Genomic DNA, 13856 nt, shown 5'->3' on the forward strand with positions numbered 1-13856 from the left:
TCCGTTGACGTATTCAACGGAGGGAGGGATCATTTGAATAAAAATTGTAAATATCCGTAACCTTTTTCTTCTAATTCATCTTTCGGTATAAATTTTAAAGCCGCAGAGTTAATGCAATAGCGTAATCCACCTTCCTCTTTGGGGCCATCATCAAAGAGGTGTCCTAGATGGGAGTCTCCTGTCCGACTTCTAACTTCTGTACGAATCATACCGTGAGATGTATCTAAATTTTCTTCAACGAAATAAGAATCGATTGGGCGTGTAAAACTTGGCCAACCGCACCCAGCATCATATTTGTCCCTAGAACTAAATAAAGGCTCGCCTGACACAATTTCTACATAAATCCCCTCTTCCTCATAATCATGGTATTCGTTTCGAAACGGGGGTTCTGTTCCGTTCTCTTGTGTCACCTTATATTGCATAGGTGTCAGTTCTTGTTTTAACTGATTAGAGTCTTTTTCCATTTTCCAATGATTTTCAATAAAATCTTTTCGACCTGATCCTTGTTTATAGCGCTTATAATGATAAGGTTGTTTTTTGTAGTAGTCCTGATGCTTTTCTTCTGCTGTATAGAAGGTTGAAGCAGGTAAGACTTTTGTAACAATTTCGTCTTTGAACTTACCACTTTCTTCTAACTCCTGTTTTGATTTTAAAGCTAATTCTTTTTGTTTTTCGTTATGAAAGAATATAGCTGTTGAGTAAGATTTCCCTCTGTCGGCAAATTGCCCAAAAGCATCGGTTGGATCAATTTGTTGCCAGAATACTTGTAGGAGGCGTTCGTAAGGGAAAATATCCGGATCAAATGTGATTTGAACAGCTTCTACATGTCCGGTTGTATCTGTTACGACATCCATATAAGTCGGATTCTCAGTGTGGCCTCCTGTATAACCAGAGATCACTTCATGAATACCTGGGCGCTGGTCAAATGGTTCTACCATACACCAGAAGCAGCCACCTGCAAACGTTGCTTTTTCAAGATTGTTACTTGTCACGATGCATTCCTCCTCTAATCAAAACAATCCTCTCGTACCCACTATTGTTTCCTTTTAGAGGAGAAAAATCAAGAATCTTGCTTATTTATATATACATCCGAGGTGTAGAAGGGCCGTTTCTTTCAGGTATTGAATTCGAAACAGATTCTTTCGCGTTTCCTTTACTTTGAGAAGAAGCACTAGTAGAGGTATTGGTTCCTTCTCTCACTCGAGAACCACGCTGCTCGGTATTCTGTCTTGGTTCTTCTTGTGAGGTCGATTCCTCTTCTTCACGCCCCTCATCTGGTTCGTTCATAATCTTCATTAAACGGAACATTGTAGGAATATTACGCATCATTGGGCCATACTCCTGCACCATCGGCATAGCTGATTGAGCCATTTTTAATACCTGTTGAACATTATTTAGCATTCCAGTGGCCCCTCCGCCCGTACCAGCTAACCCTTGTGCAGCTCCTCCTAGTGAAGGAAGACCACCTCCCCCTCCGGAAGAAAGAATTCTAGAAAGCAAGCCTCCTCCACCTCGTGTTTGACTTCCTACTTCCTGAACACCCATATTAGACATTCCAGGGAATCCTTGCATCCCCCCCATTCCATTAAACCTTTGAAAATTCTGAGGAAATGGGCTTTGAAAGCCTTGTGGTCCAAAACGTTGCGGCATTTGAGGGATCCTACTAGGTCCCTGGTTAAACATTCTTCCTAACTGGGGCCTAGGCCCGGGACCAAATGATCTCATACCTTGATTCATCGGTTCCCCTCCTTTATATAATCACTACTTGTAATGTACGTTAAGCAGGGAGAGATGGTGTAGGCGAATTCACTATTTATTTAAAAGCTCTGTTAATGTTTGATGTCGTAATCTTTATAATAGGTTTGTTCAATAATAGGGCAGATTTGTTGAAGGCTCGAAGCTGAGACACTGCGTCGTGTATGTGGCCGTTACGCTTATAAGTGCTAGGGCAGGCTCGAGGACAACTCGCTTTCCTGCGGGGAGCTGGGAAGCCTCCTCAATCGCTACGCGCTTTCCGGGGTCTCCCCTAAGCTCCTTACCCCGCGGGAGTCTCGCAGTCCCCGAGCCTGCCCTAACGTTTATTGGGTGAACGGCCACTCATCATGATTGCATAAAAGCCCCCACCTAACATATTCGGCTCGCTCCCGTCTCTCCCCATTTGGCAAAGGTGGGCCTGGAAATTGCGAGACTCCTGCGGGAGAAAGAGCTAGACGAGATCCCGCAGAGAGCGAAGCGAACGAGGAAGCTCGACAGCTCACCCGCGGAAAGCGAGTGATTTCCAGGACCACCTTACGCTCCATAAAAGTTGACGGGAGCGTTTCTCTATTCATAGCAAGACGAGATCACCTTGAATTCAAGTCTTCCGCATTAGGGGGCATATATGGAACGAGTAATTTTACTAATACGGATAAGTCCTGAATTTACTCAGGTTCATAAGGGTCATGGGGGAGTTGCCAATCTATGGACCCGAGACCCTTTTCTGATAGAAATTCATTTGCTTTAGAAAAATGATGGCTACCAAAGAAGCCACGGTAAGCTGAAAGAGGGCTGGGATGTGGGGCTTTTAAAACAAGATGCTTATTCGTATCAATCATTTTTTCCTTTTGCTGGGCAGGTTTCCCCCAAAACATAAAGACCATAGGATTTTCTCGCTTGTTCAGAGATTTAATAACAGCGTCTGTAAAGGTCTCCCACCCTTTCTTTTTATGTGAATGAGCTTGACCTTCTCGTACAGTTAATACAGTATTTAATAGTAAAACTCCTTGTTTAGCCCAAGGTAACAAGTAGCCATGTGGAGGGGCATTAAAACCAACATCTTCTGATAACTCCTTATAAATATTCCTTAGTGAAGGCGGAACGGTCACTTGCGGATTAACTGAAAAACTAAAACCATGTGCTTGATCTTTTCCATGATAAGGGTCTTGTCCCAGCAAAACGACCTTAGTATTTGAGTAGGAAGTGTAGTGAAGCGCATTAAAAATATCGTGCATAGGCGGGTGAACCGCTTCATTTGCATATTCTATTTTCAAAAAATCTCTTAATCTTTGATAATAATCTTTGTGAAATTCCTCTTCTAGAATCTCTTTCCAGTCATTCTTTATAATATCCAATCTTGTTCACCTCACGCGTATTTATGTAAATAAAAAGCAGGCACCTAAGGTACCTGCTCCGGAAGTATAGCATTCTAGATTGTTCAATTCAATCTGTTGTTAGCTCGCTTGCAATAATTAAAGCAAAGCTACCACTTAAAATACATCCAAATAACATCGCCGTCATCATTGGTATCCCTTCCTTCTCCTAAGTAAATGATCTTCTACTTTTAGTATAAGGGAAGGGGCATCCTTTTGAACGTGTGAGTTATGGCAATTTCATGAAAATACGCTAAGGAATAATCACCTATTTCCCGGGCAAGCGCATGTTTCAACACAACTTTACTATTACTGTCGTTAATTGACGCTATATAACGAAATTAATTGATATATCAAGCGTGTTTGTCCATTCGCCCAAGTCATTTCGACAATTTTCGCTGTCCCTGTCTGTTCAGACTCAGCTGTTCGAGATATTTCCAACAATTCATCCACCGGAAATAAACAGTATTCGTCTAAATATAATTCAAATACATTTTCTTTCTCTTGGACACGCTTTTCTTCACCAAGTGTGATTATTTTCGTAGCTAATGAAAGAGGCATTGTCATCCTCATCCCCTCCATCTCTTCCTTTTTCCTTTATCCTACTCCAGAGAAAGATCGTTGACAAGAAATTTCTACAAAATCCATTGATTCTCAGGCTTCCCCATAAGTGATAATACTTCATTATTTTTTGTATATAAGAAGTCATCATATCTAAGTGGGAAATAAATAGAGTGTTTTTCTAAAATCTTTGTATTACGATCAAATTGCTTTGAATGTTTCTGGTCTCCTGTACAATCAGAAATACACTCTAACAAGCTTTGAAGCGTTTGAAGTGCAGCTGTTACTTCTAGTATCTCTTTAAGAGTGTACTCTTCTATGCCTTCAATAGAAAGGACGCCAAAGTTTTTAAGATCTTCTGCATAACTTCCTGAGAAGAAAAAAGGAAAAAGCGAATCGAAAAAATATGTAATCTTCTCTTTCACATATTCTTGTTGCTCAGGTGTTGAAGCTGTCACGATTTTCATAATGGTAAAGGCCTCCTAGACTTACTACATCATCTATTTCCAGGTTCAAAATGGAATAGACAGGGATTTACTCTATCCATTACTATATCATGTGAAATTGTCAGAATTTAAGCTGTAAATACTTCCAGTAATTTAGTGGAAGGTAAAATGACATGTTGATCCTTTAGGGGATGGCTGGATCTGTAGCTTTGCAGGTATTTCCTGCTTTAATTGTGGAACGTGAGATATGATACCTAGCATTCGATTCCCTTTTTGAAGATCTTTTAGGCAGTCTATTGCTTGTTCTAAAGAAATTTCATCCAGAGTACCAAATCCTTCATCGATAAATAACGTATCCAATTGTACTCCACCAGCGTGAGCCTGAACCACATCAGCCATACCTAGAGCAAGGCTAAGCGCCGCTTTAAAGCCTTCTCCTCCTGATAAAGTTTTTACTGAGCGCTTTTGTCCTGTGTAATGATCAAGTACTTCGAGGTCTAAACCACTTTGAGCTCCACCTTTAGCTCGTTCCTTACTCCGTTCAAGCTGATAACGGTGCTCTGTCATCTGATCTAACCTAATATTTGCTTGAAGGATAATCTCATCTAGAAATGCTGAAAGAACATAACGTTCGAAAGATAACTTATATGCGTTATCCCCTTTAGCTAATTGAGCTAATTCCCCCACATAATAATACCTTAGTTCTTTCTCTTTTTTTTCATGTGAAAGTTCTTGAAGCTTTTTATAAATTCTCAATTGCTCATTAATTTGCAGATGCAATACTTGCTGTTTCTCTGTGATATTCTGGAGTTTCTGCTCTAGAGCTCGTACAATGTCATCGTAGTAGGATAAATCCGGTACTTCTTCATTTTCTAATTGTTTTTTTAGGGCTTCATATCCTTCCATGATCGATTGATACCTTGCGTAAAAATTCTCTACCTCTTTTTGTTTTTGTTCTACAATTTCAGAGTCCATTTTGGCTTCACTGTACTCATCTGTTGACCTAAAGCCCATTTCTTTGATAGTTTTCTCAAAAGACTCTCTAGCAGTTCTAACGTGGCTTCTTGTTTCTTCTAAGAATTGCTTATGACCTTCAACTTCTGTCTCTAACTTCTGTTTTTGTTCTTTTTCTTGTTGATACAAATTAGCCAACTCTTGTAATGCTTTTTGTTGTCTGGAATATTCGTTTTCCATTTTATTCAGTTCTCGTTTAAACGCTTCAATATCTGTAGTAATATCAGCGACTTCTTCTCCTAATTGAGAGAGCTTCGTAGAAACTTGTAGCCATCCGTCACGCTTAGATGAAGATTCTTTACGTGAATGTTCAAGCGAATTACTCCGTTCACTCATCTGTTGACTTATTTGCTCCATCTCATGACGAGCGGCCTCAGATTGCTTAATCTTTACCGATAGCGTCTCTTTTTCTTTTTTTAAACCTTCGTATTGACTTTGCCAATAGTGCATCTGTTCATGGCGACTTTTCTCTAAAAGATGATCCTTTTGTAAATCATCTTGAAGCTCTTTAGTCAATTGATCCGTTATTTGACGTTGGGTTTGACCTTCAGATTTGATCTTAATATAATTTTCCTGTTCTTCAGTAAGTGTCTTTTCTGCTTCTTCTAGTTTTCTGCTTACTCGGTCTATTTCCTCATCCGAGATTGGGTCTTTCTGTGTGTAGGCTTTATCCGGGTGTTCCATAGAACCACAAACAGGACATGCTTCTCCATCATGAAGATGATTGGCTAAGACAACAGCCTGGTTCTGCTGTTTGGACTGTTCCAATTGTTTAAGTTTTGATCTTGTGCTATCTACTTGTTCCTTAGCTCGTTCCAACCGGGTATTTGCTTGATGATAGGTTCGAATCATGGACTGTATTTTTTCTTCTTCTTTTATTAAATGGTGTAATTTATCAATTCTTAAACCGTATTCTTTTTCCTGACTTTCCAATTCATAGAACTGTTTTGTTAATCCTTGAGAATTGTGCGTGTCTTTAGAAAGTGATTGCCATTGATCATTTAATTTCTTTAATTGCTCTTCTAATCCCTTAACAGAAGCCTCAGCTTCTTCCTTCTTCTTTCGTAAGGACACCTCTTCAGTTTGCAACGTTTTAAAGCGTTCAACCTTCTCATAATCTTTCTTCTTTTGCTGTATTTTCAATTTTAATGACTCTAGCTCTTCTTCTTTAGAGAGAGCTTCTTCATAGTTTTTCTTTGTTTGGTCAAATTTATTTTTTACTTCATGAAGCGTTTTTTCCTTTTGAACAAGTTGTTCCTGTTGTTTTTTCTCTTCTCCTTCTCTTTGAAGAACCTGATCTTCATATGGCTTTACGTGTTGTGCTTTTTTAGCAACATACACTTCCTCTTCAATTTTTTTAATAGAAGGCTTCTGATGATCTAACTGACTCACCTCTTTTTCTTGCTTTTCTAACTTAAGGAACAATTGATTTAACTGTTTTTTCTCATAAAACGTTTCCTGAGCGCTTGCTAAAGCTTTCCGTTCATTTTCAATTTTTTCTTTATTGTCTTCAAGTTGTTGCTGGTCTGTTTCTATATCTTTGTGGAGCTTATTCATCACGTCAGCAGAAGAAGTAAGAGAACGACGCGTTTCTTCATCCCATTCTAAACGATTGATTTCATCATCTTCTTTATATTCGATTTCCTGAATAGATTCTTTTAATTCTTTTGACTCCTCTTTTAAACGATCTGTCATCTGCTCATAAACGTATGTTTGAAAGATTTTTTGAAGAATTTCTTCTCTTTCTTTACTATTTTCAGATATGAGACGTCTAAACTCTCCTTGTGGAATCATAATCATCTTCCTAAACTGCTCATAATCCAAATGAAGCATGCTTTCAATTGATTCATTCACTTCTTTGATTTTAGATGCTAATAAATCATGATCCCCATCTTTAATCCTATAAAGTTCAGCTTTAGGCGGCTGTTCTGTGAATCCCTCACCTTTTTCTTTCCTTTTTAATTGGCGTGGGGTTCTCCTAACTTCATAAATGTGTTGTTTTAATTCAAACCTAAACTTCACTTCCGTTTGTTGATCTTCATCAGCAAAGTGGCTACGTAAAGTGTCCTGGTCCCGATCACTCCCACTCGCGCGGCCATATAAAGCATACACCATGGCATCAAAAATACTTGTCTTCCCTGCTCCTGTTGGACCTGTAATTAAAAACACTGTCTCGTGTCCTAACTGTGTAAAATCAACAACCTGGCGTTTTGAATAGGGTCCAAACGCTTCTATTACCAGCTGTATGGCTCTCATGTTATTGGTTCCTTTCTTCTTCTTGAATTTCATTTATAACCGTAGATATCGCATTTCTTCTGTCTTGATCCATTTCATTACCTTTCACTTCTTTATAGAAGGATTCGAAAAGTTCCATATGAGACATTTGCTTCCTTTCCTGTACGCTAGATAACTGTTCCGTGTGCGCCTTTCCAATCAATCCAACGCGTTCAAGACTTAAAACATTAGGAAATTTCTTGCGGAGTTTACCCATAGGGTCAAGGATCTGACCTTCGTCTAACAATTTAATATGAAGATAGTCTTCCATACCTTCTTCATTAACCTCGAGAAGCTCATGTATGTAGCCTTCTTTAACTCTCATATCTCTTTTTGGCTTTAGTCGTTCCTGTCGTATTGAGGATACACCGTTCCCATCTAATTCAACTATGGTTACACCTTTTTTGTGATTGGCCTCTGAGAAGGAATACTTCAGTATAGAACCAGAATAACGAATGGTTTCTTTTTTAACCTTTTGGGGTTGGTGGAGGTGCCCAAGTGCTACATAGGAGAAATCATTGAAGAGTTCTGCGCTTATATATGGCGCTCCTCCGAGCATAGACAAACGCTCCTCTGATTCAGACTCCATTCCTCCAGCTAAAAATGCGTGGCCTACAAATATGTGACGGTCATCAGTCACTTGATCAGCTTTGATACGCTTTAAAATCGCTTCCATTGCTTGGTGGTGTGTTTCAATAGTTTCATCATCAAACTCTTTCCTTACTTCACTTGGCTCTATATAAGGAATTAAATAGAAGTTTACCTGACCGTATTTATCCGGAATACGAACAGGCTTCCAAGCATCCTTAAGTCTCGCTTGTAAATAAAATTGCTGACGCTTAAAAAGCTCACTTCCAAAATTCAATCTGTCAGGACTATCATGATTCCCTGATATAGCTAAAACGGGGATGTTTAAGTCATAGATCAGCTTAACTAGAGTACGGTTTAATAAATCAACAGCTTCTTTTGGAGGTACTGCCCGATCATACAGATCTCCAGCGATAATAACCACATCCGGTTGTTCAGCTTTCACTAACTCTATAAATTGATCAAGAATATATTCTTGGTCTTCTGTCATATGTAATTGATGGACAAGCTTACCTAAATGCCAGTCCGCGGTATGAATAATTTTCATTGTACTTCCTCCCTTATAAACATCGTACCAAATTCCACAACACAATGCAGACTAACAAAATCATGAAAAAGCTATTCATGATTTTAAGCAGGTAAATTCGGATAGGCAGCCAGTATATTTCTCTTTAAAAAACTACGCATTTGATGACGCAAGTAACAATATCCATATACCGAATTTCGATTATAAGATACTACCTTAACTTTCCGCTGTGTTAACGTCCCGTCTTTAGCCATGTAAACAATCTCAACGAAGTGACCAGGTTGTTTCCATACTTTTTGCTCCATAAGTACCAACCTCCTGACCTAATTATATACGAACATGCGTTCTTTTTCTATTGTTTCACAAACACTTGTTCGTTATACTGGATACTGAGGTGAGATATGTGCTACGAGATCGAGGAACAATGAAGTGGACTTCACTTATGTTGCCAGAACACGTGGAAATGATGAAAGAGATGTGGGAAGAAGACGGAAAGCTTCTACCCCCAACACTTGACGAGCAGGCATTAAGTGAGCTTAATGAGGCATGTATAGAGGCATACGAAAACCAAACTCTTGTAAAAATTACAGTGTATTCAAAAGGAGAATTAAAGCAGCTAGAAGGTAAAATTACTCACTTAATCCCTCAAGAGCAATCGCTACGAATATTAACTGTCACAGGAAATACTAAAGCAATAGGGATTAGACACATATACAACATTGATTAATCTTCAAAATTCCGCATATGCCCATCCCAACTCCTCCTTAGTTCCATATAGTAATACTATCTATAATTAAAGGAGGCGTTCACATGAGCTATGGTTACGGAAACAACTTCGTATTAATCGTGGTCCTTTTTATTTTGCTTATCATTGTTGGTGCAACATTCGTTTGTTAATAAAACAAAGGGTGCGTATGAAAAGTGGATCGCCTCACCGCTTAAATTTGTTATAAACAAGCTTGCTATTCTATCAAACAAAAAAACCGCCCTTCTGGCGGTTTTTTCATTAGTATTAAAACGATTTACAAAACATTTATTACATTACTTCTTCCATTTGGTATTGCTCCCATAGTTCATCGAAAATGCTTAAAGCAGATGAGAATGGTATATTCCATTCTAAATATCGGCTGATTTCATCGTAAGAGTATGACTGTTTCGGGAAATTTGAGTCTTCAAACATCCAGTCAGCTAACCGACTTTTGTCATCTGGCACTAATTTACCGCGAAATGTCATCATAAAATGATAAAAAGATCGCATTCTTTCTCCCCCTTGCTCTATATTGCTTTTTACTTTTGTAACATGTAGTCTGTCAAAAAGCAATCATACTGAAAAAAGATACCCTATAATGGGTATCTTTTCAAACGTTATGAATCTGTTGAAATGTCTTCCATTTTTCTCGCTTGCTTTCTGGCCACAACACTTGAAAGAATGATGGATACTTCATAAAGAATGATTAATGGGATCGCCACTACAATCTGTAGGATAAAGTCTGGCGGGGAGATAATTGTCCCTATAATAATTAGTACAAAGTAAGCATATTTTCTAATCTTTCGTAGCAAACCAGGTTCTACTATTCCGAGACTTGTTAAAAACATAACAATAATTGGAATTTCAAAGAAAATGGCAAAAGGTAACGTAATTCTTAGCAGAAAACTGAAATATTTATCAGCAGTAAACATCATCGTAAACATGTCTTCCCCTAAAGCAACCAAGAAATCAAAAATCAAGGGTTGAATAAGGAAATACCCAAATGATAATCCACCAATAAACAACAGAAAAATAGCTGGTATATAGGATAGTGACAGTTTTTGTTCTTTAGGAGTTAGAGCGGGCTTAATAAATAGCCATACCTGAAGACAAAGGATTGGGAGTGTTCCTGCAACTGCAATGATACTTGCCAGAGTAATATATACCCACAGCACATCGAATGGGCCCAATACCGTCAATTTTGTAATCTCATTCCCTAACTCTTTGGATCGTTCCTGAAATCCTTGCATGAAGAATTGGAAGATTTCTTCAATAAAGATAAACCCACCAATAAAGAAGAGGATAAAAACGCTTATCGTTATGATTAATCGCTTCCGAAGTTCCCCTAAGTGCTCCGTTACATTCATTTCTTTATCTATACTATTATGATCTTGTTCCATTGTTGCACCTCCAGATGGGAGCGACGTGTCCTTTTTCATGAAAGAAGATGCAAGAGCGTATGCCTCTTACATCTCCACATTCAACTACTTTATGCATTTTTGTCTTGGTTTTGATCAATCTTCTTGGAATCTTCAGAGTCAGAACTAGTAAGATCTGAAGTAGCTTTCTTAAACTCTCGAAGTGAACTTCCTACTGCTTTCCCTACTTCAGGAAGTTTAGAAGGACCAAACACCACAAGAGCAATCACAAGAATAAGTATTAATCCGGGTACACCAATTTGTCCTAACATAAATCACCACTCCATGTTGTTATTGTTGTTGAGTGTTAGGGGATGCTTGATCTTGGTTAGAAGAAGTCCCTTTTGATTCAATCACTGTATTGTCATCTTCTTCACTCGTTAATTCCCGGGCAGATTTCTTAAATTCCTTTAATGTTTGGCCAGTAGCTTTTCCAATTTCAGGCAACTTTTTTGGTCCAAAGATAATTAGTGTAATTGCAAGGATCAGAATTAACCCTGGAATGCCAATTGTCGATAGCATAGCTTCACCGTCCCTTGTCCAAATGGCAGTTTTAATGCTGCACATTTTTTCTATTTGGATCTATTACCTTGAGTTTCTCACAAAAACAGAGACTCTAAACAGATCCACTACAAAAATATTTAAATACCTAAGGGAAAAATATGTCTTTCGTCTTCGATTGTAAGCCTTTTTATTTGTTTTGTCTATGTTTCCTCATTAATTCTAAAAACTATATTAAAGAGTTATTTCATCTTTTTGTACATGCGTACCTCTCTAATTATAGCGGAGCATTAATTGCTATTTTAACGGAGGGCTTTCATTCATTATTATTATAGTTTCCAAAAACAAGCCTTCTAATGACAATCATTCCAAAAACTCATGCAGGAAAGCTGCATGAGTTTCGTTTAAACTTATTGTTTACGATCGTATTGGCAAAAGTAGTATTCATATGGGTTTTTTTCGTCTTGAACTCCGCGCTCTTTCTTCGTTAAAGTCCACTCATCTTCGTTAAACTCTGGGAAATATGTATCCCCCTCAAAATCTTCTTCAATCCATGTGATATACATTCGATCCGCTTCATTGATCGTTTGTTCAAAGATATGACTGCCACCTATAATAAGGTATTCTGTATTAGGATCTTCTTTCTCCCATTCAAAGACAGGATCTAGACTGTGAATGACATCGCACCCATCTTCTTGAAAGTTAGCATCACGTGTCAATACAACATTCTTGCGATTCGGAAGTGGTCCATTCATGGATTCAAATGTTTTCCTTCCCATTATAATCGTTTTCCCAGTTGAAACCGATTTGAAAAATTTCAAATCATTAGGGAGACGCCATGGTAAATCATTATCTTTTCCTATAAGACGATTCCGATCCATCGCCACTAAAAATGAAATCATATATTCATCCTCCTTTATCAAGTCTACACAGCAACTGGTGCTTTAATACGAGGGTGTGGGTCATATCCGTTTAGCTCAATATCATCGGTTTCTACTTCAAATACAGACTTTCCCTCCATGTTAATTGAAATGGATGGTAGGGGCTTCATTTCTCGAGCAAGCTGCGTTTTAATTTGCTCTACATGATTCGTATAAATATGAGCATCTCCAAGTGTATGAATAAACTCGCCTACCTCTAAATCACATTCTTCTGCAATTAAATGGGTAAGTAGTGCATAACTTGCAATGTTAAACGGTACCCCCAAGAAAACATCCCCACTGCGCTGATATAACTGACAACTTAACTTTCCGTTAACCACGTAAAATTGAAATAGAATATGACAAGGAGGCAATGCGGCCCTCTCTGGAGCAATATCCTCAGGATTCCAAGCTGATACAATTAGACGTCTTGAATCTGGCTTAGTCTTGATATCATGAATAACTTGTTGAATTTGATCAATCCATTCTCCTTGAGAAGACTCCCAATTACGCCATTGCTTTCCATACACATTTCCTAAATCTCCATATGTTTTAGCGAATGAGTCATCTGATAATATACGTTTTTTAAATGTATTCATTTGTTCCTTATATTTTTCGTTAAAAGCTTCGTCCTCTTGGCTACGAAGTCCAAAGTTTGTCATGTCAGGGCCTTGATAGTCAGAACTTTCAATCCAACGCTTGAAAGGCCATTCGTTCCAAATATTATTATCGTGCTCCAAAAGGTAGCGTATATTGGTGTCACCTTTTAAAAACCACAAAAGTTCACTTTTAATAAGACGAAACGGTACTTTCTTTGTGGTTAAGAGAGGAAAGCCTTCTGATAAATCAAATCTCATTTGATAGCCGAACGTAGAAAACGTGCCTGTACCGGTACGGTCTCCTTTATGTTCGCCATAATCCATTATGTATCGACACATATCTAAATACGATTTTTCACTTGTTTGCACAATCTTCACCTCATTTTTTCACTAAACTAGTCCGAGACATTATACCATATCTCAGATTCAAGTAAGATGTTTGATCTCAGTAAAATATAACAATTTTTCTTAGGCGAAAAGGGTTGCTAGACCCTATCACTGATAGAAACTTACAGCCATTTAGTTTGCCCTTAAATCTATTACATCCACTCCTCGTAAAACTCATGAAGGTACGTTTCAAGAAAGTCATGTCTCTTTTGACCAATCTCCATCGCTGAAGGAGTGTTTAGAAGACCTTGAATCTGAAGCAGTTTATCATAAAAGTGGCGTATTGTCGTCTCCTCAGAAGTTTCACTATGTAAAGCTTGACCCTTAGCTCCACCATAGGAGAATGCACGTGCAATACCAATAGCTCCAATAGCATCTAATCGATCAGCGTCTTGTACAACTTTCCCCTCTAGGCTCCGAGGAATGCGATGGCCTGTTTTAAAAGAGACTGCTTCCATTGCCACTAAAATCTGCTCCTGTTCTTCTAGTGAAATTTGACAATATTCAAATAAGTCCATAACTTCTTGCTTAGCTTCTGAAAGATTCTCAGTCAGTTTTGGATCTTGAGTATCATGGAGCCATCCTGCGAGTTCTGAAATAAAAGGATCGCCTCCCTCTAACAAAGCCAATCGCTTTGCCATTTTCGCAACCCTTCTCATATGATAGAAGTCATGTCCAGTAGCGTCATGGCAAAAACGATTGTATATATAGCTTGATACTTGCTCCAACACGTTGTTCTCCATAAA

The 13856-nt window shown here is 38.4% G+C and carries 17 protein-coding genes; 2 read left to right on the forward strand and 15 right to left on the reverse strand.

Annotated features, from left to right (window positions below):
- Positions 1–29: 29 nt before the first annotated feature.
- The 8 genes from msrB to IEW76_RS01340 form a co-directional block, all read right to left on the reverse strand.
- The gene (gene msrB / locus IEW76_RS01305) at positions 30–992 is read right to left on the reverse strand and encodes a peptide-methionine (R)-S-oxide reductase MsrB (RefSeq protein WP_188650168.1); all 963 of its coding nucleotides are present in this window, start codon (positions 990–992) and stop codon (positions 30–32) included.
- Between the two features lie 85 nt (positions 993–1077).
- Positions 1078–1737 carry a VrrA/YqfQ family protein gene (gene vrrA / locus IEW76_RS01310; protein ID WP_188650170.1) on the reverse strand — a complete coding sequence of 220 codons (660 nt, stop codon included), beginning with the start codon at positions 1735–1737 and terminating at the stop codon, positions 1078–1080.
- Positions 1738–2420: 683 nt separating this feature from the next.
- Positions 2421–3110, reverse strand: coding sequence for a uracil-DNA glycosylase (locus tag IEW76_RS01315; protein WP_188650172.1), 690 nt, complete (start codon positions 3108–3110; stop codon positions 2421–2423).
- Between the two features lie 336 nt (positions 3111–3446).
- On the reverse strand, positions 3447–3695 hold the full coding sequence (locus IEW76_RS01320) for a DUF2584 family protein (protein WP_188650174.1): 249 nt from the start codon (positions 3693–3695) through the stop codon (positions 3447–3449).
- A 68-nt stretch (positions 3696–3763) separates the two neighbouring features.
- A complete protein-coding gene (locus tag IEW76_RS01325; RefSeq protein ID WP_188650176.1) occupies positions 3764–4156 on the reverse strand; it encodes a DUF5365 family protein in 393 nt (130 codons plus the stop codon).
- 132 nt (positions 4157–4288) lie between these two features.
- On the reverse strand, positions 4289–7405 hold the full coding sequence (locus tag IEW76_RS01330; protein ID WP_188650178.1) for an AAA family ATPase: 3117 nt from the start codon (positions 7403–7405) through the stop codon (positions 4289–4291).
- Between the two features lies 1 nt (position 7406).
- Complete coding sequence (locus tag IEW76_RS01335; RefSeq protein ID WP_188650180.1) at positions 7407–8558, reverse strand: exonuclease SbcCD subunit D; 1152 nt, start codon at positions 8556–8558, stop codon at positions 7407–7409.
- Between the two features lie 83 nt (positions 8559–8641).
- Positions 8642–8842: a hypothetical protein gene (locus tag IEW76_RS01340; protein ID WP_188650182.1), complete on the reverse strand. Its 201-nt coding sequence runs from the start codon at positions 8840–8842 to the stop codon at positions 8642–8644.
- A gap of 98 nt (positions 8843–8940) precedes the next feature.
- Here IEW76_RS01340 and IEW76_RS01345 point away from each other — a divergent pair, with 98 nt between their 5' ends.
- Positions 8941–9264 (forward strand): YolD-like family protein, encoded by a 324-nt coding sequence (locus IEW76_RS01345; RefSeq protein ID WP_188650184.1) that lies wholly within the window; start codon positions 8941–8943, stop codon positions 9262–9264.
- A gap of 47 nt (positions 9265–9311) precedes the next feature.
- The gene (locus IEW76_RS01350; RefSeq protein ID WP_373285923.1) at positions 9312–9434 is read left to right on the forward strand and encodes a YjcZ family sporulation protein; all 123 of its coding nucleotides are present in this window, start codon (positions 9312–9314) and stop codon (positions 9432–9434) included.
- 139 nt (positions 9435–9573) lie between these two features.
- On the opposite strand, the gene IEW76_RS01355 is transcribed toward IEW76_RS01350, so the two are convergent.
- The 7 genes from IEW76_RS01355 to IEW76_RS01385 all read right to left on the reverse strand — a co-directional run bounded on the left by IEW76_RS01355 (position 9574) and on the right by IEW76_RS01385 (position 13853).
- Positions 9574–9795, reverse strand: a complete 222-nt coding sequence (locus tag IEW76_RS01355; RefSeq protein WP_036779227.1) for a YozE family protein — start codon at positions 9793–9795, stop codon at positions 9574–9576.
- A gap of 107 nt (positions 9796–9902) precedes the next feature.
- A complete protein-coding gene (gene tatC, locus IEW76_RS01360) occupies positions 9903–10685 on the reverse strand; it encodes a twin-arginine translocase subunit TatC (protein ID WP_188650186.1) in 783 nt (260 codons plus the stop codon).
- 89 nt (positions 10686–10774) lie between these two features.
- Complete coding sequence (locus IEW76_RS01365) at positions 10775–10975, reverse strand: twin-arginine translocase TatA/TatE family subunit (RefSeq protein ID WP_188650188.1); 201 nt, start codon at positions 10973–10975, stop codon at positions 10775–10777.
- A gap of 19 nt (positions 10976–10994) precedes the next feature.
- Complete coding sequence (gene tatA, locus IEW76_RS01370) at positions 10995–11225, reverse strand: twin-arginine translocase TatA/TatE family subunit (RefSeq protein ID WP_036779237.1); 231 nt, start codon at positions 11223–11225, stop codon at positions 10995–10997.
- 389 nt (positions 11226–11614) lie between these two features.
- Positions 11615–12106 carry a dihydrofolate reductase gene (locus IEW76_RS01375; protein ID WP_036779240.1) on the reverse strand — a complete coding sequence of 164 codons (492 nt, stop codon included), beginning with the start codon at positions 12104–12106 and terminating at the stop codon, positions 11615–11617.
- Between the two features lie 23 nt (positions 12107–12129).
- On the reverse strand, positions 12130–13062 hold the full coding sequence (locus tag IEW76_RS01380) for a thymidylate synthase (protein WP_373285924.1): 933 nt from the start codon (positions 13060–13062) through the stop codon (positions 12130–12132).
- A 200-nt stretch (positions 13063–13262) separates the two neighbouring features.
- The gene (locus tag IEW76_RS01385) at positions 13263–13853 is read right to left on the reverse strand and encodes an HD domain-containing protein (protein WP_188650193.1); all 591 of its coding nucleotides are present in this window, start codon (positions 13851–13853) and stop codon (positions 13263–13265) included.
- Positions 13854–13856 lie beyond the last annotated feature (3 nt).

The organism is Pontibacillus salipaludis (assembly GCF_014642405.1).
Lineage (GTDB): Bacteria > Bacillota > Bacilli > Bacillales > BH030062 > Pontibacillus > Pontibacillus salipaludis.

Bases quoted from the DNA above. Each gene is read 5' to 3' on its own strand.
- IEW76_RS01320 (WP_188650174.1), bottom strand. From the start codon at position 3,695: ATGACAATGCCTCTTTCATTAGCTACGAAAATAATCACACTTGGTGAA.
- vrrA (WP_188650170.1), bottom strand. From the start codon at position 1,737: ATGAATCAAGGTATGAGATCATTTGGTCCCGGGCCTAGGCCCCAGTTA.
- IEW76_RS01375 (WP_036779240.1), bottom strand. From the start codon at position 12,106: ATGATTTCATTTTTAGTGGCGATGGATCGGAATCGTCTTATAGGAAAA.
- IEW76_RS01325 (WP_188650176.1), bottom strand. From the start codon at position 4,156: ATGAAAATCGTGACAGCTTCAACACCTGAGCAACAAGAATATGTGAAA.
- IEW76_RS01365 (WP_188650188.1), bottom strand. From the start codon at position 10,975: ATGTTAGGACAAATTGGTGTACCCGGATTAATACTTATTCTTGTGATT.
- IEW76_RS01355 (WP_036779227.1), bottom strand. From the start codon at position 9,795: ATGCGATCTTTTTATCATTTTATGATGACATTTCGCGGTAAATTAGTG.
- IEW76_RS01330 (WP_188650178.1), bottom strand. From the start codon at position 7,405: ATGAGAGCCATACAGCTGGTAATAGAAGCGTTTGGACCCTATTCAAAA.
- tatC (WP_188650186.1), bottom strand. From the start codon at position 10,685: ATGGAACAAGATCATAATAGTATAGATAAAGAAATGAATGTAACGGAG.
- tatA (WP_036779237.1), bottom strand. From the start codon at position 11,225: ATGCTATCGACAATTGGCATTCCAGGGTTAATTCTGATCCTTGCAATT.
- IEW76_RS01380 (WP_373285924.1), bottom strand. From the start codon at position 13,062: ATGTGTCGATACATAATGGATTATGGCGAACATAAAGGAGACCGTACC.
- IEW76_RS01335 (WP_188650180.1), bottom strand. From the start codon at position 8,558: ATGAAAATTATTCATACCGCGGACTGGCATTTAGGTAAGCTTGTCCAT.
- IEW76_RS01385 (WP_188650193.1), bottom strand. From the start codon at position 13,853: ATGGAGAACAACGTGTTGGAGCAAGTATCAAGCTATATATACAATCGT.
- IEW76_RS01340 (WP_188650182.1), bottom strand. From the start codon at position 8,842: ATGGAGCAAAAAGTATGGAAACAACCTGGTCACTTCGTTGAGATTGTT.